The sequence below is a fragment of the Enterobacter roggenkampii genome (assembly GCF_001729805.1).
In the GTDB taxonomy this organism is placed as follows: domain Bacteria; phylum Pseudomonadota; class Gammaproteobacteria; order Enterobacterales; family Enterobacteriaceae; genus Enterobacter; species Enterobacter roggenkampii.
Map to the genome: position 1 here is coordinate 2,749,156 of NZ_CP017184.1, position 18,497 is coordinate 2,767,652.

General features: G+C 59.0%; 15 protein-coding genes and 1 pseudogene. 8 read left to right on the plus strand and 8 right to left on the minus strand.

Going from position 1 to position 18,497, the window contains the following annotated elements; translation table 11 throughout:
• Positions 1-9: 9 nt before the first annotated feature.
• On the plus strand, positions 10-906 hold the full coding sequence (locus tag BFV67_RS12915; protein WP_023294033.1) for a LysR family transcriptional regulator: 897 nt from the start codon (positions 10-12) through the stop codon (positions 904-906).
• Here the strand turns inward: BFV67_RS12915 and BFV67_RS12920 are convergent.
• Together BFV67_RS12920 and BFV67_RS12925 are read right to left on the minus strand one after the other, a co-directional pair.
• Positions 885-1,643 carry a phosphate/phosphite/phosphonate ABC transporter substrate-binding protein gene (locus BFV67_RS12920; protein ID WP_069598473.1) on the minus strand — a complete coding sequence of 253 codons (759 nt, stop codon included), beginning with the start codon at positions 1,641-1,643 and terminating at the stop codon, positions 885-887. The two genes, BFV67_RS12915 and BFV67_RS12920, sit on opposite strands and share 22 nt — an antisense overlap.
• A complete protein-coding gene (locus BFV67_RS12925) occupies positions 1,636-2,607 on the minus strand; it encodes a fatty acid desaturase (RefSeq protein WP_069598474.1) in 972 nt (323 codons plus the stop codon). Before BFV67_RS12925 ends, BFV67_RS12920 begins: the two co-directional genes overlap by 8 nt.
• A gap of 148 nt (positions 2,608-2,755) precedes the next feature.
• On the opposite strand from BFV67_RS12925, the gene BFV67_RS12930 reads away from it, so the two are divergent.
• A complete protein-coding gene (locus tag BFV67_RS12930; RefSeq protein ID WP_039024216.1) occupies positions 2,756-3,736 on the plus strand; it encodes a GlxA family transcriptional regulator in 981 nt (326 codons plus the stop codon).
• A gap of 78 nt (positions 3,737-3,814) precedes the next feature.
• On the plus strand, positions 3,815-4,825 hold the full coding sequence (gene gap, locus BFV67_RS12935; RefSeq protein ID WP_069598475.1) for a type I glyceraldehyde-3-phosphate dehydrogenase: 1,011 nt from the start codon (positions 3,815-3,817) through the stop codon (positions 4,823-4,825).
• A 41-nt stretch (positions 4,826-4,866) separates the two neighbouring features.
• Here gap and BFV67_RS12940 read toward each other — a convergent pair whose 3' ends face one another.
• Positions 4,867-6,054, minus strand: a complete 1,188-nt coding sequence (locus BFV67_RS12940; RefSeq protein WP_023325486.1) for an MFS transporter — start codon at positions 6,052-6,054, stop codon at positions 4,867-4,869.
• Between the two features lie 115 nt (positions 6,055-6,169).
• Here BFV67_RS12940 and BFV67_RS12945 point away from each other — a divergent pair, with 115 nt between their 5' ends.
• Positions 6,170-7,126, plus strand: coding sequence for an AraC family transcriptional regulator (locus tag BFV67_RS12945; RefSeq protein ID WP_008502659.1), 957 nt, complete (start codon positions 6,170-6,172; stop codon positions 7,124-7,126).
• A 102-nt stretch (positions 7,127-7,228) separates the two neighbouring features.
• Positions 7,229-8,914, plus strand: a complete 1,686-nt coding sequence (locus BFV67_RS12950) for an alpha,alpha-trehalase (RefSeq protein WP_021240398.1) — start codon at positions 7,229-7,231, stop codon at positions 8,912-8,914.
• A 64-nt stretch (positions 8,915-8,978) separates the two neighbouring features.
• Here BFV67_RS12950 and BFV67_RS12955 read toward each other — a convergent pair.
• A pseudogene (locus BFV67_RS12955) lies at positions 8,979-11,080 on the minus strand (TonB-dependent siderophore receptor).
• 112 nt (positions 11,081-11,192) lie between these two features.
• On the minus strand, positions 11,193-11,447 hold the full coding sequence (locus BFV67_RS12960; protein ID WP_008502662.1) for a GlsB/YeaQ/YmgE family stress response membrane protein: 255 nt from the start codon (positions 11,445-11,447) through the stop codon (positions 11,193-11,195).
• A 208-nt stretch (positions 11,448-11,655) separates the two neighbouring features.
• Here BFV67_RS12960 and ycgR point away from each other — a divergent pair, with 208 nt between their 5' ends.
• A complete protein-coding gene (ycgR, locus tag BFV67_RS12965; protein WP_008502663.1) occupies positions 11,656-12,387 on the plus strand; it encodes a flagellar brake protein YcgR in 732 nt (243 codons plus the stop codon).
• A 39-nt stretch (positions 12,388-12,426) separates the two neighbouring features.
• Here ycgR and emtA read toward each other — a convergent pair whose 3' ends face one another.
• Positions 12,427-13,038 carry a membrane-bound lytic murein transglycosylase EmtA gene (gene emtA, locus BFV67_RS12970; RefSeq protein WP_008502664.1) on the minus strand — a complete coding sequence of 204 codons (612 nt, stop codon included), beginning with the start codon at positions 13,036-13,038 and terminating at the stop codon, positions 12,427-12,429.
• A 106-nt stretch (positions 13,039-13,144) separates the two neighbouring features.
• Between emtA and ldcA the strand changes: the two genes are divergently transcribed.
• Both ldcA and BFV67_RS12980 read left to right on the plus strand, forming a co-directional pair.
• Entirely contained in the window at positions 13,145-14,059 is a 915-nt protein-coding gene (gene ldcA, locus BFV67_RS12975; RefSeq protein WP_069598476.1) for a muramoyltetrapeptide carboxypeptidase, read from the plus strand.
• Positions 14,060-14,156: 97 nt separating this feature from the next.
• A complete protein-coding gene (locus tag BFV67_RS12980) occupies positions 14,157-15,890 on the plus strand; it encodes a potassium/proton antiporter (protein ID WP_032675016.1) in 1,734 nt (577 codons plus the stop codon).
• A 94-nt stretch (positions 15,891-15,984) separates the two neighbouring features.
• Here BFV67_RS12980 and dadX read toward each other — a convergent pair whose 3' ends face one another.
• Positions 15,985-17,055, minus strand: coding sequence for a catabolic alanine racemase DadX (gene dadX, locus BFV67_RS12985; protein ID WP_008500515.1), 1,071 nt, complete (start codon positions 17,053-17,055; stop codon positions 15,985-15,987).
• A 9-nt stretch (positions 17,056-17,064) separates the two neighbouring features.
• Positions 17,065-18,363, minus strand: a complete 1,299-nt coding sequence (locus BFV67_RS12990; protein ID WP_008500514.1) for a D-amino acid dehydrogenase — start codon at positions 18,361-18,363, stop codon at positions 17,065-17,067.
• Positions 18,364-18,497 lie beyond the last annotated feature (134 nt).

Sequence of the window (18,497 nt, forward strand, 5' to 3'; positions counted from 1 at the left end):
GAGAAAAAGATGGATATCAAACAGTTAAAGTATTTAATCGCGCTCGACGAGACCCGCCATTTTGGCAAGGCGGCCTCGCAGTGCAACATCACTCAGCCGACCCTTTCCATGCGCATCCGCAGCCTGGAAGAGGAGCTCGGGCTGGTACTGATTGTGCGCGGGCAGCGCTTTGAAGGGTTTACGCCGGAGGGTGAACGCATCCTCGCGTGGGCCCGCGCGCTGCTGGCTGCACATGACGGGCTACAGGCGGAAGCCGCGCTGTGCAAAGGTCAGGTGGTGGGCGAACTTCGTCTGGGGATGGTGCCGCTGGCGAGCGTGGATCCGATGATCTTTATCCGTCTGCTGACGGAAAAATACCCGGAGCTGACCTACAGCCTCTATTCCATGTCCTCCGCGCAGATTGCCGACGGCGTCAGCCGCAATCAGCTTGAGCTGGGGATTTGCTATCTCAACAGCATCGACACCAGCCTGTTCGATATTATCCAGCTTCCCAAAACGAAGATGGGCCTGCTGCACGACGTCCGCCATTTCCAGCTCGGCCAGGAGACATTGACCTGGCGCGATCTGACGGATTTTCCGCTGGGGTTCCTGACCAAAGGGATGCATTACCGGGCGCATATGGAGGCCAGCTTTAAGTCTGCTGGCATTGAACCGAGGTCCGTTTTCGAGAGCGACTCCACGTTCCAGATCATTCAGGCGGTGCAAAGCGGCGTGTGCTGTGCCGTGATGCCGCTGAACAACGGGCTGGAAGAGTTGAACAGCCATTTCAGGATTGTCCCCATCGCCGACGCGGATATCGAGGCCCCTGTCGGCCTGATTATGCGCCGGCAGAAACCCGTCTCCTCGCTGGCGCTGCGCTGTTTTACCGACGCGCAGGAGATCTATCACGCCAGCAATGAGGCGTAGGCCTGACGCGTCACCACGCTAAAACCGCGGATCAGCACCGCGTCGCAAACGGCCCGGTGCTCCGGCGAACTCACCAGCGCGTGGAGCGCATCGCGAAGGGCGTTCAGGGTCTCAGGCGAGGTGCGGGGCGAGGTAATGAGCGGCAGCCCTGGCGTCAGAGGGGTATGGTCAAAGACCGCCAGACCCGTCAGGCTTTCCGGTTCGTGACGCTGCAGCAGTGCCCAGGTGACACAGTCGATGGCCGCGATATCCCCTGCCCCGCGTTTAACATCAATCAGCGACTGGCGATGGCTGCCGCTAAAGGACGTTTGCGCGAAAAACGGCTCCTGAGCCACCAGAGGCGCCACTTTTTTTCGCAGCGCATTGTAGCCGGACTGCGAGTCCGCAGAGTTACAGACCGCTCGTCGGCCGCGAAAATCCGCCAGCGTGAGGTGCCGATCCTCCTCGCGCACCATCAGAAAGCTGCGGTAGTGGATCCCTTCGCAGCCCGGGGCCGCGTAGTGAAAACAGCCGACAACCTGCACGTCCGAAAGCTGCGTGACGAGCGGATAACCGCAGGTCTGGCTGAGGACAAGCCCAGGCTGTCGCCAGTGGGTCAGCAGATCGGACTCCGGCCAGTCGGGGACATCTTCGACGGGCACACCGCGAGCGGCCAGCAGCCCCTTTACCGCCAGCCAGAGCGCGCGGGTGTCGGCGCGATCCACCGCATACATGGGAAACGCCAGCAGGTTACTCATATCCCTCCTCCTGTTGTTTTCCGGGGTGCACGGTGACGTCGACGGGCCTGGCCCAGAACTGGCGCAGCCATTCACCGTAGCCCCTGACGAGAAAACCGCGGTTTCGCTCCCGGTACGCCTCCCGGTTTTGCTGGTAGATCGCCTTCAGCCCGTACCACGGCACCCCCGGTAAATCATGGTGTACTGAATGGTAGTTGAGATTCAAAAACAGTACCCGCCAGAACAGCCCGGCCTCGTTAATGACGGAGCGCGCCAGCGGATCGTCCGCCGCGCGATGTTCGAGAAACGATCGCACCTTGGTCAGCGCCAGCGCCGGATAGCTGACCGCCAGCACGAACCAGACGGGGGAAAAACCGACGTGCGTCATCCAGGCGAAAAGCGCCACCAGCAGCGCGATGTGAACCAGCCACATCGTCATCGCCCGCAGGTGAAAATGACGAAACGCCGCCCCGGCGCTGCCCAGCGTCTGGACGATATCCAGCAGCGGCGCCAGCAGAAGCCGCCCGGCAAAGGTATTTCGGGCCCGGATCAGGCGCTTCTGCCAGGGGGAAAAGCGCGCCCAGCTCGCCTCGGTAAAATAGTACGACTCCGGGTCATCCACCGGATGGGTCAGGCTATCGTACCGATGGTGGGCCAGATGGGAATCCCGGTAGAGGCCATACGGATACCAGACCGCCAGCGGGAGCGTGCCGAACAGCTGGTTAAGCCAGGCAAAACGGGTGGGATGCCCGTGGATAAGCTCATGCTGCAGGGACATATACCAGGCGGTAAACCCGATCAGCAGCAGCGTGGCGGGCAGCAGGCCGAGCGTTTGCCAGAACGCCAGCGTGGCAAACCAGCCCGCATAAATCGTGAACATTAACAGCCAGGTGGGCAGTTCGCTTCGCCATAAGAAACCCGACGCGAGGCGGTGAATTTGATTGCGTTGTTGCGGATGTAAATAGAGGGAGCTTCGTTTACCCATTCCTTCAGACGCCGTTTCGCCAGAGACAGTGCCCTGACGATCGGGGATTACGCCTGAAATCACAAACAACTTAAATCGCTTTGCTTTGCCAGAAACGTGAAGTGCGGGCACGCTTGACTTATTCTGTATTAAAGGTACTTTTCAGGACATGAAGAAGATCCTGATTATCGTTCCCGACGGCGGCATGCTGTTTGAAGCCGCCGGTATCGCCGACATTCTGATGCAGGCCAACCGGCTGCATCCGGAAGGGCTGGCGCATCCCCGCTACCGGATTATCATCGCCACCACGCAGCCTCACCAGGTGATCCACGGCCAGTCCGGTCTGAACCTGCTGGCGGACTATCGTCTGCCGGAGCTGGATCCGCGCGAACCGCTGGACACCATTATCATCACCGGACGCGGCATGAACGAGCAGGAGAGCATAGCCGTTGTGGACTGGCTGCACCTCGCTGCGCCGCACGCCCGGCGGGTAGCCTCTATCTGCGGCGGCGCGATGCTGCTGGCCCAGACCGGCTTGCTGGACGGTCGGCGCGCCACCACCCACTGGCGGCTGCTGGAGACCCTGCAAGCCCAGTACCCGTCAATCCAGGTCGAAGGCGGCCCGCTGTACATTCAGGATGGCCCCATCTGGACCTCCGGCGGCGTGAGTTCCGGGTTCGACCTGACCCTGGCGCTGGTGGAGGACGACTACGGATTTACCCTCGCCCGCGACGTGGCGCAGGATATGGTGATGTACCTGCGACGTCCCGGCGGACAGCTGCAGTTCAGCCGCTACAGCCTGCAGCAGCCGGGCACCGCAGGGCCGATAGGCGAAGTGCAAAGCTGGATCCTGCAGAACCTCACCGCCGATCTGTGCGTGGAGAACCTGGCCGAGAAAGCGGCGATGAGCCCGCGTAACTTCACCCGCGTGTTTACCCGCGAGGCCGGGGTCTCGCCTGCCCGCTACGTGACCGAAGCGCGACTGGCCGCCGCCCGCCAGCTGCTTGAGCAAACCCGCGATCCCCTTGAGCGCGTTGCGGAGCAAAGCGGGTTTGGCACCAGCATTAACTTGCGCCGCATCTTTGAGAAACAGCTTCACCTCACGCCCGGCGAATACCGCCAGCGCTTTCACTGCCGCAAGATGGCGTAATCTGATCCTTTTTTGTCGTTTACGCCAAGCGGCCCGACGCCTACAGTGACTCCAGACAACAGAGATAAGGAGTGCACCATGGTTAAGGTCGGTATTAACGGTTTCGGCCGTATCGGACGTAATGTCCTGCGCGCGGCGCTGGGCAACCCGGATCTGCAGATTGTGGCCATTAACGATCTGACGGACAGTAAAACCCTCGCCCATCTGCTGAAGCATGATTCCCTTCTGGGCAAACTGCCCGCGCCCGTTGAAGCGGGTGACGGTGCGTTGCAGGTAGACGGCCAGCGGATCGTGGTATTTAGCGAACGCGACCCGGCGAATATCCCGTGGCGTGATGCCGGGGTAGACGTGGTGATTGAGGCCACCGGCTTCTTCACCGAGCGGGAGAAAGCGGCGGTGCATATCACCCACGGCGGCGCTAAGCGCGTCATCATTTCCGCTCCCGCGAAAAACGACGACCTGACGATTGTGATGGGCGTCAACCATGATCAGTACGATCCCGCCCGGCACGCGGTGGTAAGCAACGGGAGTTGCACCACGAACGGTCTGGCACCGGCCGCTCAGGTGCTGCACCAGCAGTTCGGAATTGAGCATGGCCTGATGAACACCACGCACGCCTACACCAACAGCCAGGCGCTGCACGATCAGCCAGAAAAAGATCTGCGCGGTGCACGCGCGGCGGCGCTGTCGATTGTGCCCTACTCCAGCGGCGCGGCGAAAGCGCTGGGGAAAGTGATCCCCTCCCTGGACGGCAAGCTGACCGGGTACTCCCTGCGCGTGCCGGTGCCGGTGGTGTCGATTGTCGATTTAACCGTGACGCTGAGCCGCAACGTGACCGCCGAAGAGGTGAATGACGCGTTCCGCAACGCGGCCGCCAGCGGGCCTCTGAAAGGCATTCTGGGCTATAGCGATGAACCGCTGGTCTCCAGCGATTACCAGGGTGACCCGCGCTCCTCGATTATCGACGGGCTTTCCACGCTGGTGATTGGCGGGAATATGGTGAAGATCCTGGCGTGGTATGACAACGAATGGGGCTTCTCTAACCGCCTGGTGGATCTGGCGGTATTGATGGATAAGAAAGGGCTGTAAACCTGAGGCCGGGTGGCACGAACGCTCACCCGGCTAAAAAATCACTCCGCTTTCACTTTCACACCCATAAACACAATCACCATCGCCGTCACCAGCAGCAAACCGCTGCCCGCGAACACGCCGCTGGCACCGTTAAGATCAAATACCGCCCCACCTCCTGCCGCACCGGCGCTTATCGCCAGCTGGATTGAGGCCACCAGCAGCCCCCCTGCACTTTCGGCTTCATCCGGAACGGTGGTCGCAAGCCAGGTTGACCAGCCCACCGGAACCAGACCAAATGCAAAGCCCCACAGCGCGACCAGCAGCCCGTCCAGCATCGCCAGATGACCAAAGGCGACCATCATGAGCGCGAGAACGCCCATCGCAAACGGTACCAGCGCCAGCGTCAGGCGCAGATTACGTGCCAGCAGATGTCCGGCCACGGAGGTGCCCACAAAGTTGGCGATACCAAAGCCCAGCAGGATCAGTGAAATGGTTTCCACGCTCGCCTGCCCTACCGTCTCCAGGAACGGACGCAGGTAGGTAAAGAAGGCGAAATGGCCGCTGAAGATCAGAATGGTCGCCAGCATGCCGCCGATCATCCCTGGACGACGCAGCACGCGGAACAGCGTACTCAGGCTACCGCTGCTCTCCGGCTTCATGGACGGCAGCACCCAGAGCTGCCACAGCAGCGCCAGCATGCTCGGCAGAATGCAGAGTACAAAGACGTTGCGCCAGCCGATCAGGCTGCCCAGATAGCTGCCCAGCGGGGCCGCGACCACCGTGGCAATTGATACGCTGGAGAAGATTACCGCCAGCGCTTTCGGCACTTTATCCGCCGGAACCAGACGCATCGTTGTCGCCGTCGACATGGCCCAGAATCCCCCGATGGCTATCCCCAGCAGCAGACGCCCCATGAGCAGGACGTGCAGGTTGGGCGCAAAGGCCACCAGCAGGCTGGAGATAATTTGCAGCACCGAGAAAAACATCAGTACCCAGCGGCGGTCGATACTCTTGGTTGCCGGGGTGATCAACAACCCGGTGACCAGCGCCACCAGCGCGGTGGCGGTGACAGCCTGTCCGGCCATCCCCTCGGTCACGCCCAGGCTCGCGGCCATGGGTGTTAACAAGCTGGCGGGCAGAAATTCTGCCGTAATCAAACCAAATACCCCCAGCCCCAGTGAATAGACGGCCCGCCAGGCGGGTTTTGCAGGCGCTACCGCCTCGCTCGCCGCGACACATGAACTCATCTGTTGATCTCCCGTTATAAAAATGTGACTACTGTCGCAAAAGAATAGAAGGTTCACCCTGGACGATCTATGACATATAATCTCCACTTATTGATTATTCGTCCGGAGTTGCGCCATGACCGTACAGTCACCCGATTTGATCAGCGAACTTTTACGGGGCATGCGCCTGTCAGGCGTGAAATACCGGCGGATTGAAGCCAGCGCGCCCTTTGGCGTCGCGTTTCATCAGGCTCCCGGCCGGGCACAGTTCCATTTTGTGAGCCACGGTAGCGCCCTGCTGCGCATGGAGAGCGGCGCAACGTTTGAACTGAGCGGTGGCGACGCCCTCTTTATTCCCGGCGGGAATTCCCACGCTTTGCTCTCTGACGAGCAGGCCACCCTTACCCCGGTCAACGCCTTCCCGAGCGAGCCTATCTGCAGCTCGGTCTGCGCCATTACCTGCGAGCCCTGCCCGGAGAGCGAGAACACCCTCATTTTTAGCGGGTGCATGGATTTTGAGCTGGGCGGGATGCAGCCGCTGATCAAGGCGATGCCGGAAGTGATGATGGTTAGCCGGCTGATGTCCACCTGGCCGGAAATTCATCCGCTGCTGGCGGCGATGGAGCGGGAATCCGCGGCGCGTCAGGCCGGGTATGCCGGGATCCTTGCGCGGCTGGCCGACGTGGTGGCGGCGTTAATTGTGCGGGGCTGGGTTGAAGGCGGCTGTGGCAAAGCCACCGGCTGGGTGCAGGTGCTGCGCGACCCGCGCCTGAGCCGGGCCATTTACGCCATGCACCAGCAGCCAGGCCTGAACTGGAGCGTGGCGGATCTGGCAAAAGAAGCCGGGACTTCCCGATCCGTTTTCGCGGAACGGTTTCTCGCGGCGACGGGAACCACCCCGGCAAAATATCTCAGCGAGCTGAGAATGCGGCTGGCCATTCAGTATATTCGTCATGAAAACCAGCCCATTGAAACGGTCGCGCTGCGGCTGGGATATGGCTCTCTGGCGGCATTTAGCCGGGCGTTTAAGCGCATCATTGGCCATGCGCCGGGTACGCTGCGGGAAGCCAGCCAGACCGCGGAAGAGGTCTGAAAGCGCGGCAATATTTAACGCGAAGCGGGCAATATTCGTCTAAGGTTTTCAGGTGATTGACAACAGCGGTCACGCTGTTTAGTGAAGACAGGAGACGAACTGATGATAAGACCTCGTACACTACGCCCCGCGTTTTTGCCCCTTGCGTTAGGCGGCGCGCTGCTCGGCGTAACGACACTGGGCTATGCCGACGATAACCCCGCAACCCAGACAACCTCACCCGATATTTTACTTGGCCCTCTGTTTAACGACGTGCAGAGCGCCAAACTGTTTCCCGATCAGAAAACCTTTGCGGATGCCGTCCCCAAAAGCGACCCGCTGATGATTCTGGCGGACTACCGCATGCAGCACACGCAGTCCAGCTTTGACTTACGCCACTTTGTCGAGATGAACTTTACGCTCCCTGCGGAAGGGGAAAAATACGTTCCGCCTGCTGGACAAAGTTTACGTGAGCACATTGACGATCTCTGGCCCGTACTGACGCGCACTACCGATAAAGCCAGCAACAAATGGGATTCCCTTCTGCCGTTACCGAAGCCCTACGTTGTGCCCGGCGGTCGTTTCCGCGAGGTCTACTACTGGGACAGCTATTTCACCATGCTGGGACTGGCAGAGAGCGATCATTGGGACAAAATCAGCGACATGGTGGATAACTTTGCGTATGAGATCGACACCTTCGGCCACATTCCCAACGGCAACCGCAGCTATTACCTGAGCCGTTCCCAGCCGCCGTTTTTCTCACTGATGGTTGAACTGCTGGCGACCCATGACAGCGACGCGCTGAAGAAATATCGTCCGCAGATGGAGAAAGAGTATGCCTACTGGATGGACGGCGTCGATGCCCTGCAGCCGGGCCAGGCCAACAAACGCGTGGTGAAACTGGATGACGGCGCTGTCCTCAACCGCTACTGGGACGACCGCGACACCCCGCGCCCGGAGTCCTGGCTTGACGATGTGAACACCGCGAAAAGTAACCCAAACCGACCGGCAACCGAGATCTACCGTGATTTACGGTCCGCCGCGGCCTCGGGATGGGACTTTAGCTCCCGCTGGATGGACGATCCGCAAAAACTTGGCACCATCCGGACCACCAGCATTGTGCCCGTGGACCTGAACGCCCTGATGTTCAAGATGGAAAAACTGCTGGCACGGGCAAGCCAGGAGAGCGGCGATGCCGCCAGCGCAAGCAAGTATGAGACGCTGGCCACCGCGCGTCAGAAAGCCATCGAGAGCCACCTGTGGAATGATAAAGAGGGCTGGTACGCCGATTACGACCTGAAGAGCAAGAAGGTACGCAATCAGCTCACGGCGGCGGCCCTGTTCCCGCTTTACGTCAAGGCGGCGGCGCAGGATCGTGCCGAAAAAGTCGCCGCGGCAACGTCCTCTCGTCTGTTGAAGCCGGGCGGGATAGCGACCACCACCGTCAACAGCGGCCAGCAGTGGGATGCGCCAAACGGCTGGGCTCCGCTGCAATGGGTGGCGGCGGAAGGGTTGCAGAATTACGGGCAAGAGAAGGTCTCGATGGACGTGACCTGGCGCTTCCTGAAAAACGTTCAGCATACCTATGACCGGGAAAAGAAACTGGTCGAGAAGTATGACGTGTCGACCACCGGTACGGGCGGCGGCGGCGGCGAATATCCGCTGCAGGACGGCTTCGGCTGGAGCAACGGCGTGACCCTGAAGATGCTGGACCGGGTCTGCCCGAAAGAGAAACCGTGCGACAGCGTGCCGGAGAATCGGCCTGCGGCGAATGACGAGGTGGCGCCGGTGAAAGCCTCGGCGCAGTAAGGGAGTATTGCCGGGTGGCGGCTACGCCTTACCCGGCCTGCTTTTTGCCCTCACAGGGCCTTGCTCAGAAACTGTAACTTGCCCCAAGCTGATACGTTCTGTCCCGCCCAATCCAGCAGTTGGTCGCGTCGTAGCAGGTCAGCGTCTCTTTGTTGGTGATGTTCTGCGCGCTGGCTTTAAGCGTTAGCCCGGCCAGCGAAGGCAGGATTTCACCCATTCGATAGGATGCCGACAAATCGTACTGCGTGCTGCCCCCCAGCTTACCCGCATCGTTAGCCGGTGAGATTTCCATTGGTCCGGTGTAGCGTGCGCCCGCGCCCAGCATCAGCCCTTTCAGCGGCGTGTTTTCAAAGGTGTAATCCCCCAAAGGTTGAAGGCATTCTCCGGCACCTGCGTTGGACGTTTACCTTTGTACTTGTCATCTTCCGTATTGATCGCGTGGGTGTAGGCGTAGTTGGCAATCAGCGTCAGGTTGTCCGTCGGGCGGCTGATGGCAGACAGTTCCGCCCCTTTGGATTCCACTTCCCCGGTCTGACGATAGTTCAGGAAGCCCGGATCGGAGGTGACGACATTTTTCTGACGGATGTTGAACACCGAGGCGGTAAAGGTAGTGGCGTAGTCGGCCAGCAGATATTTCACGCCGCCCTCCACCTGCTTGCTGGTGGTCGGTTTGACGTCTTTCGCCACGAGCGTGCCCTGCGGCGACACCGGCGCAAAACCTTCGGAATAGCTGATAAACGGCGAAATCCCGTTATCAAAGGCGTAAAGCGCGCCCAGACGTTTGGTGACGCGATCCTGCGATACCCAGGCCTTATCACCGTTTTGCAGATAATTGGTGGTGACGGAGCGATAATCATCGTAACGCAGGCTGGCCAGCAGATTTAACCCACCAAACTCCACCTGATCCTGCAGGTAATAGCCGTTCTGCTGATAGCTCAGACGGTTTTTCTGAGCGGTATACAGCCCTAATGCGCTTTCGCTGATTTGCGAATAGTCAGGATGACGCATATCCATGCCCGGCGTGGTCGACGCGTAACGGTAGTGGAAATGGGAGTTCAGCTTCTGATAGTCAAACCCGGCCAGCAGATGGTGTTGCCAGTCACCCAGCGCCACGGTTTTGGTGACCTGGTTATCGATGTTGAAGCTCTGCAGATCTTCATCGGTGGTGTAGGCAAAACGGTTGAGCTGATAGATCTCGCTTCCCGTGCCCGTTGCATAGACGCTGCGCTGATGCGTGTCGACGTCGAAATAGCGCGCCTTCTGGTTAAAGCCCCAGCCGCTGTCAAACTCATGCTCAAAGCTGTAGCCCAGCATCCACTGACGCTGCTTAAACCCGCTCCACTCATCACCGGCGTAATCGCGCTTGCCCGCGTATGTCGAGCGCAGGTAGGCGATCGGAAGCGGGTTAGACGGCGTCAGGCTAGGGGAGTTCTGCGCCAGCGCATCCAGGGTGAGGCGGGTTTTGCTGTCGGGTTGCCAGGTGACGGACGGGGCAACCAGGTAGTTTTCATACCGGGTGGTGTGCGGCTGATCGTCATTTTCCGTCGCTTTCCCCAGCAGGCGGTAGTTCCAGTCGCTGTTGGCAATCTGCCCGGTTGAGTCGAGATAGCCCTCTTTCAGGTTGCGGTTGCCGGTGTTAAAACCGAATTCGGTTCGCGCTTCCCGCTGCGGCTTTTTACTCTGGATATTCACCAGCCCGCCCGGCGAGCCGCCGCCGTAGAGAACCGATGAGGGGCCTTTCAGGATATCAACGCTGTCAATCAACAGCGGATCGATGCGCGCTTTGGTATTGCCGGTGACGTTATAGGGTAACTGCAGCCCGTTGTAGAACTCCTGGTCGACGGTAAAGCCACGAATTTTATATTCGCTCATGTAGGAGGTATTTCCCCGCACTTCGGTTGAAACGCCCGGCGCATAGCGGAGGATTTCATTCACGGAATTCGCATGGCGCTTGTCAATTTCCGGCGCAGAGAGGGTCGTGATGACCTGCGGCGTTTTACTTTCAGCTACGGCCGATTTCGTGGCGCTGTTCGTCCAGGCCGGCAGCGCGCTGCCCTGCTCTGCGCCCGTGACGACGATAGTGGATTCTTCGGCGAATGCCGGAGCGTGCAGTGCGAGCGTGATGGCGCCTGCCAGGGCGCAAAGCATAAAACGTGAGGGAGTCATAATGTCGTCTTGTTGTCAGATGCAATACGGAACGACAATTATTATCATTTACATTAACAAATCAATACTCAGGTAAAAAAACGGCCCTCCGCAGAGAGCCGTTTACGTTATCTTATGCTCGTCGCAGTAACCTGAATATGCCCAGCACCACAATGGCGCCCACGACAGCGACCAGAAAACTGTGCAGGTCAAAACCACTTATGTTGCCTCCGAAGCCAAACATCGTCGCCAGCCAGCCGCCCACAACCGCACCAACGACCCCGAGTACACAGGTCAAAATAAAGCCGCCGCCATCGTTTCCCGGCATGATCAATTTCGCGATAGCGCCAGCAATAAGACCAAAGATAATCCAGGCGATGATACCCATAGCGATGCCCTCTTGCAGGTTTAACGCATGTGCAGAAAACCTTCTGCACAGCTAACTTAAGTATAGGTCATCGCCGGAAAATCATTTTCTTGTCACCGACTTATCTTTGCCTAAACAGGCAAAAAAAACTCACCGGTTTGTATTAAGTTTCATTGCAGATTGCCGATAACGCTAAGACAGTCTGTCATCTATCAAGGAGCCATCCGGCGTGAGTCATTACAGTGAGCAGTTCCTCAAGCAAAATCCGCTGGCTGTATTAGGGGTATTACGCGACCTGCAAAAAGGTGAAGTGCCGCTGCGCATCAGCTGGTCGAATAATCAGTTCATCAGTAAGATCCTTGACGCCTCACAGGAGCGGCTGGTGATTGATTTAGGCAGCCAGGAGTATGAAAACCGCGCGGCGCTGAAGGCGGAGAATATCGCCGTGATGGCCGAAACGCAGGGCGCCAAAGTGGAGTTTGTCCTGTCGCGACTGGAACTGAGCGAATACCAGGGGCTGCCGGCCTTTGTGACCCCGCTTCCCACTAATCTTTGGTTTGTCCAGCGTCGTGAATATTTCCGCATCAGCGCCCCGCTTCACCCTGCCTACTTCTGCAAGGCCAAAATGCCGGACAAAAAAGAGATTCGCTTCCGTCTCTTCGATCTGTCGCTGGGCGGTATGGGCGCGCTGATGGATACGCCGAAGCCTGACGGACTGGTAGAGGGTATGCGGTTCACGCAAATCGAGCTGGATATGGGGGGCTGGGGGCGGTTTTATTTCGATGCACAGCTGATTGCCATCAGCGAACGCACCGTCGTGGACAGCAAAAATGAAACGATCACCACGCCGCGTCTGAGCTTCCGTTTCCTCAACGTCGGACCTGGCGCTGAGCGCGAACTGCAGCGCATTATCTACTCCCTGGAGCGGGAGGCGCGCGAACGCGCAAATAAAGTTCTGTAAAAAAACATCGGGCAGCGTGACCGCCGCCCGTCTGCGGCATTACATGGCATCCATCGCTTTCTGCACTTTCCAGATATAACGAGGCGCCTGTGGTGCCGGGTGATTTTTCACCACATGCTCAAAGAATTCGTCTTTGTCCATGCCGTTAATCTCTTCTATCGCCTCTTTGCGGTCAGAGGAGAAGGTTCTCAGCAACGCGCCGGCGCCGTTAACGTAAGACACCACCAGCGCGTACTGCATGACCTCCGGATCCTGAATCCCCTTCAGCACGCCATGCTCCATGATGCTCAGATAGGCCGTGCCCATTGAAATGTTGCGTTCCGGGTTCTTCAGCTCGCTGGTCGACGGCTGGCCGCTCCAGCCCATGTAGCGGTATACCTCTCTCCCCGCCGTTGACGCTTTAAGCTGCATCAGCCCCACCGCGTTGGACTTGCTGACAAGCGTGGGGTTACCGCCGGACTCCACCGCAATGATCGCCGTGATGAGGCGCGGACTGACGCCCCAGGCTTTCCCGGCTTGTTCACTGATCGGCATCCACTGCATCGCCCGCTTCACCGGCACTTCCGGGTTCCAGGGCGGGTTTTGATAATCATGTTTTGAACTACAGCCAGCGAGCAACACAATCAAAAAAGCAAACCATCTCAATTTCACGTCATCTATCCTTATAGCCGGTCATCGCGGTGCGCCGCTCTTGAAGCAGGCGGCGTATAAGCGGCATGATATAGACAATTAGTTTCTCATTCAGCAAGGAATTGCCATGTCTCAGTTTCATCTTATCGCGCCGTCGGGCTACTGCATTAACCAGGACGCGGCGCAGCGGGGCGTTCAGCGTTTGCTGGAGTCGGGCCACAAGGTAGAAAATCAGACGATTATCCCCCGCCGCCAGCAGCGTTTTGCCGGTACCGAAGCGCAGCGGCTGAATGATATCAACAGCCTGGCGAACCTGAAGGGTGAAAACCAGATTGTGCTGGCGGTGCGCGGCGGATATGGCGCAAGCCGGCTGCTGGAGAGCATTGACTGGCATGGCCTGGCGGAGCGTCAGCAGCAGGATCCGCTGCTGATATGCGGCCATAGCGACTTCACCGTTATCCAGCTTGGGCTGCTGGCGCTGCATAACGTCATCACGTTTAGCGGACCGATGCTGGCCGGTAACTTCGGCGCCCCGGAGCTGAATGCGTTTACGGTTGAACACTTCTGGCGCGCGCTGCGTAATCCCACCTACAGCGTGGAGTGGCAGGGGAATGGACCGCACTGGGAATGCGAAGGTCAGCTCTGGGGCGGCAACCTGGCGATGCTGGTTTCGCTCATCGGCACCCCGTGGATGCCGAACATTGAAAACGGCATTCTGGTGCTGGAAGATATCAACGAACATCCGTTCCGCGTCGAACGGATGCTGTTGCAGCTCTATCATGCCGGTATTCTTGAGCGCCAGTCCGCGATTGTGCTGGGCAGCTTCAGCGGCTCTGAGCCGAATGACTATGACGCGGGTTACTCCCTGGAAACCATGGTTGAGTTCATTCGCTCGCGGCTGGATATTCCGGTGATCGCCGGTCTGGACTTCGGTCATGAGCAGCGCACCGTGACCCTGGCGCTGGGGGCGCACGCCTCCCTGCTCCATAATGATTCCGGCTCCCGGCTGACCATCAGCGGCCATCCTGTCATAAAGGCATAAAAAAGCCGTTATACCCCCTTAATAAAACGCTGTTGCCGTCGTTAATATGTTAGGGTTTTAGTAACAGCGTTAACATTGAGGTGGGAGTAAGAGAACATTGGATGCCGCAGCGATAATCAGCCTTTTCATTCTGGGTTCGGTCCTTGTAACCAGCAGTATTTTATTAAGTTCATTTTCATCGCGTCTCGGCATACCTATTCTTGTTATTTTCCTCGCCATCGGCATGCTGGCCGGCATTGATGGCATTGGCGGTATCCCTTTCGATAACTACCCTTTCGCCTACATGGTGAGTAACCTGGCGCTGGCGGTGATCCTGCTGGACGGCGGGATGCGCACTCAGGCGAGCTCCTTCCGCGTGGCCTTAGGGCCTGCGCTGTCGCTCGCGACGGTTGGCGTGTTGATTACCTCCGGCCTCACCGGAATGATGGCCGCGTGGCTTTTCCATCTGAATATCATGGAAGGGTTGCTGATAGGCGCTATCGTGGGCTCAACCGATGCGGCAGCGGTGTTTTCCCTGCTCGGCGGTAAAGGGCTTAACGAACGCGTTGGCTCCACGCTTGAGATTGAATCCGGCAGCAACGACCCGATGGCGGTGTTTCTCACCATCACGCTGATTGAGATGATCCAGCAGCACGAGACGGGGCTCAGCTGGATGTTTGCGTGGCATATCCTGCAGCAGTTCGGGCTGGGGATTGTTATTGGCCTGGCGGGGGGATACCTCTTACAGCAGATGATCAACCGCATCTCGCTGCCCTCGGGGCTTTACCCGCTGCTGGCCTTGAGCGGCGGCATTCTCATTTTTGCCGTTACCACGGCGCTGGACGGCAGCGGCATTCTCGCCGTCTACCTCTGCGGGTTCCTGATGGGCAACCGCCCTATTCGCAACCGCCATGCCATTTTGCAGAACTTCGACGGCCTGGCATGGCTGGCGCAGATCGGCATGTTCCTGGTGCTCGGTCTTCTGGTTACCCCATCGGACCTGCTGCCCATCGCCGTTCCGGCGCTGCTGCTGTCTGCGTGGATGATCTTCTTCGCCCGTCCGCTGTCGGTATTTGCTGGCCTGCTGCCGTTTCGCGGCTTCAACCTGCGCGAGCGCGTCTTTATCAGCTGGGTGGGTCTGCGCGGCGCGGTTCCGATTATTCTTGCGGTCTTTCCGATGATGGCCGGTCTGGATAACGCCCGGCTGTTCTTTAACGTGGCTTTCTTCGTGGTGCTGATTTCGCTGCTGTTCCAGGGAACGTCCCTCGGGTGGGCGGCGAAAAAAGCCAAAGTCGTGGTCCCTCCCGTGGGCTGGCCGGTGTCGCGGGTGGGGCTCGACATTCATCCGGAAAACCCGTGGGAGCAGTTCGTCTATCAGCTGAGCGCCGACAAATGGTGCGTGGGCGCTTCGCTGCGCGATTTGCACATGCCGGCCGAAACGCGCATTGCCGCCCTGTTCCGCGACAATGTCCTGTTGCACCCTACCGGCAGCACACGCCTGCGCGAAGGGGATATTCTCTGCGTGATTGGCCGCGAGCGTGACCTGCCCGCGCTGGGCAAGCTGTTCAGCCAGTCGCCGCCAGTGGCGCTGGACCAGCGTTTCTTCGGCGATTTTATTCTGGAAGCCAGCGCCAGGTTTGCCGATGTGGCGCTGATTTACGGCCTGGATGAAGGTGCTGAAGACGGAGATAGCCAGCAAACGCTGGGCGAAATCATCCAGCAGCGGCTTGGCGCTGCCCCGGTCGTGGGCGATCAGGTAGAGTTTGCCGGGATGATCTGGACGGTAGCAGAGAAAGAAGATAACGCGGTAAGGAAAGTCGGTTTGAGGCCGATGGAAGAGGAAGCGGAGTAGCGGTTTTTTGCCGGGTGGCGGCTTCGCCTTACCCGGCCTACAAAACCCTCGAACGTAGGCCGGGTAAGCGTTAGCGCCACCCGGCGAACATACGTTACACCGTCACAACCGGCACCCTCGGTGCCAGGGCACACATCAGTTCATACCCTACCGTGCCCGCCGCGGCCGCCACGTCATCAATTTTGATTTCGTTACCCCACAGCTCGACCGGGGAACCGATACCCGCCTGCGGGCATGGCGTCAGGTCAACGGCCAGCATATCCATAGATACGGTGCCTACCGTTCCCGTGCGGACTCCATCTACCCACACAGGCGTACCGGTCGGCGCAATGCGCGGGTAGCCGTCGGCATAGCCGCCCGCCACGATACCAATCCGCTGCTCGCCCTTTGCCCGATAGCGGCTACCGTAGCCCACCGTGTCGCCAGCTTTCAGGGTCTGCACACCAATGATTTCGCTGCGCAGGGTCATAACCGGCTTCAGGCCGCTGTTGGCGATATCCTGCCACTGGCCCGAGGGCGACGCGCCGTACAGAACGATCCCCGGACGCACCCAGTTGTAATGCGCCTCGGGATGCCACAGCGTGGCCGCCGAGTTGGACAGCGAGCGCGGGCAGTCCAGCCCTTCTGCCGCCTGCTCAATGCGGACCATGGCATCGGCGATACCGTCCGGTTTTTCCGCGTCGGCAAAGTGCGCCATCAGCGTCATTTCACCCACGTTCTTCAGGGCGCGCAGCTGCTGCCAGACCGTATGCACCCGCTCAGGCTGGAAGCCCAGGCGGTTCATGCCGCTGTTGACCTTGAGATAGATATCCAGCGGCGCGTGGAGCTTCGCATCCTGAATCGCTTTGATCTGCCAGTTGCTATGAACGCTGGTGGTCAGCCGGTACTTATCCAGCAGCGGCAGATCGTCGGCGTGGAAGAAGCCCTCCAGCAGCAGTATGGGCCCTTTCCAGCCGCGCTCGCGCAGCAGAATGGCCTCTTCAAGATTGAGTAACGCAAAGCCATCGGTGGCGCTCAGCGCGCTCCAGATACGGTCAATGCCGTGGCCGTAGGCATTCGCTTTCACCACCGACCACACGCGTGCGCCAGGTGCCGCCCGACGAACAATCTGCAGGTTATCCTTCAGGGCCTGCAGGTTCAGCTGAGCGAGAACAGGACGGGACATGACAACTCCTTAGTTATGTGCGCCGTGCAGGTGCTGTGGACGCGACGGCGTAAACCCCGATTGATAGCGCGCGACACTGAGATCGTCAAACGGAATGGCCGGCGTGCGTCCGGAAATCAGGTCGCTCAGCAGCTGCCCGGAGCCGCAGGCCATCGTCCAGCCAAGCGTACCGTGTCCGGTATTGGTCCACAGGTTTTTGAACGGCGTGCGCCCGACAATCGGCGTGCCGTCCGGCGTCATCGGACGCAGGCCGGTCCAGAAGGTCGCCTGCTCGACAAAGCCACCGCGCGGGAAGAGGTCCCCCACCACCATCTCCAGCGTTTCACGACGCGGTTTCAGCAGTTCGGTGTTGAAGCCGACAATCTCCGCCATGCCGCCTACGCGGATGCGGTTATCGAAGCGGGTAATGGCGATTTTATAGGTTTCATCCAGAATGGTAGAAACCGGTGCGCCGCTCTCCTCTTTTACCGGAATGGTCAGCGAGTAGCCTTTTAGCGGGTAGACCGGAATATCGAGAATGCCCTTCAGCATCGCGGTGGAGTACGAACCAAACGCCATGACGTAAGCATCTGCTTTGATCACCTCTTCGCCACACTTCACGCCGTAAATTTTTTCCCCTTCCGACAGCAGCTTGTCGACAGAGGTGTTGTACCGGAATTTCACCCCTGCCTGCTCGCACATCTGCGCCAGACGCTGCGTAAAGAGCTGGCAGTCGCCGGTTTCGTCATTCGGCAGGCGCAGGCCGCCCGTCAGCTTATGCGCCACTTCCGCCAGCGCAGGTTCAACCTGACCAAGCTGGCTGGCTTCCAGCAGCTGATACGGTACGCCAGCATCTTCCAGCACGGCGATATCGCGGGTGGCGTTTTCATACTGTTGTTCGGTGCGGAACAGCTGGAGCGTTCCGCCCTGACGGCCTTCGTACTCAATCCCGGTTGAGGCGCGCAGCGCTTTCAGGCAGTCGCGGCTGTATTCCGCCAGGCGCACCATGCGCCCTTTGTTCTCCATGTAGTGGCGTGTGTCGCAGTTGCGCAGCATCTGCCACATCCACTTCAGCTGGAACTGCGTGCCGTCAAGGCTGATGGCCAGCGGCGCGTGGCGCTGGAACATCCATTTAATCGCTTTCAGCGGAACGCCCGGTGCTGCCCACGGTGCCGCATAGCCCGGAGAGATTTGCCCGGCGTTCGCCGCGCTGGTTTCCAGCGCGGGGCCTGACTCACGATCGATAACGGTGACGTCATGTCCCGCCTGACTTAAATACCAGGCGCTGGTTACCCCAACGACACCACTTCCCAGTATGACAACACGCATAGCCACTCCATTATGTGCAAAAGAACAATCTTCTAATTACAGATTGATAACCTAGTTGAAAATATTATTCAACATACGACTTTTTTATGGTGACTTACCTCACACATCCCCCAGCATCAGGGGATAGTGCTAAT

Bases quoted from the DNA above. Each gene is read 5' to 3' on its own strand.
- gap (WP_069598475.1), top strand. From the start codon at position 3,815: ATGGTTAAGGTCGGTATTAACGGTTTCGGCCGTATCGGACGTAATGTC.
- BFV67_RS12960 (WP_008502662.1), bottom strand. From the start codon at position 11,447: ATGGGTATCATCGCCTGGATTATCTTTGGTCTTATTGCTGGCGCTATC.
- BFV67_RS12920 (WP_069598473.1), bottom strand. From the start codon at position 1,643: ATGAGTAACCTGCTGGCGTTTCCCATGTATGCGGTGGATCGCGCCGAC.
- BFV67_RS12915 (WP_023294033.1), top strand. From the start codon at position 10: ATGGATATCAAACAGTTAAAGTATTTAATCGCGCTCGACGAGACCCGC.
- BFV67_RS12940 (WP_023325486.1), bottom strand. From the start codon at position 6,054: ATGAGTTCATGTGTCGCGGCGAGCGAGGCGGTAGCGCCTGCAAAACCC.
- BFV67_RS12925 (WP_069598474.1), bottom strand. From the start codon at position 2,607: ATGGGTAAACGAAGCTCCCTCTATTTACATCCGCAACAACGCAATCAA.
- BFV67_RS12945 (WP_008502659.1), top strand. From the start codon at position 6,170: ATGACCGTACAGTCACCCGATTTGATCAGCGAACTTTTACGGGGCATG.
- BFV67_RS12990 (WP_008500514.1), bottom strand. From the start codon at position 18,363: ATGCGTGTTGTCATACTGGGAAGTGGTGTCGTTGGGGTAACCAGCGCC.
- BFV67_RS12950 (WP_021240398.1), top strand. From the start codon at position 7,229: ATGATAAGACCTCGTACACTACGCCCCGCGTTTTTGCCCCTTGCGTTA.
- BFV67_RS12930 (WP_039024216.1), top strand. From the start codon at position 2,756: ATGAAGAAGATCCTGATTATCGTTCCCGACGGCGGCATGCTGTTTGAA.
- ldcA (WP_069598476.1), top strand. From the start codon at position 13,145: ATGTCTCAGTTTCATCTTATCGCGCCGTCGGGCTACTGCATTAACCAG.
- dadX (WP_008500515.1), bottom strand. From the start codon at position 17,055: ATGTCCCGTCCTGTTCTCGCTCAGCTGAACCTGCAGGCCCTGAAGGAT.